At 39.1% G+C, this 276-nt stretch carries 1 protein-coding gene; it reads left to right on the top strand.

The annotated features are described in order from the left end of the window. A partial coding sequence (locus AAEY83_RS14670; protein WP_351060020.1) for an aldehyde dehydrogenase family protein occupies positions 1 to 276 on the top strand: 276 nt, incomplete at both ends.

Here is a 276-nt window from a genome sequence, read left to right as displayed (position 1 = left end):
GTATATCAGCAGTTTATTGATGAACTTAAAGCGCGCACTGAGAAAAACATTATTGCTGGCGACCCACAAGATTTAAATACTAACTTTGGCGCACTTATCTCTAAAAAGCACCAAGAACTAGTAATGAGCTACGTTAATAAAGGCATCGAAGAAGGTGCAACGCTATTAACTGGTGGTACAACGCTTTCACCTGAATCTGCACCTAATGGCTATTTTGTAGCACCGACTGTGTTCATTGATTGCAACGACGATATGACAATCGTTAAAGAAGAAATA

Origin of the sequence: Psychrobacter sp. TB20-MNA-CIBAN-0197, assembly GCF_040309765.1 — a bacterium.
Classification (GTDB): domain Bacteria; phylum Pseudomonadota; class Gammaproteobacteria; order Pseudomonadales; family Moraxellaceae; genus Psychrobacter; species Psychrobacter submarinus.
Note: the sequence above shows the minus strand (reverse complement) of the source record. Positions and strands in the feature narration are given on the sequence as shown.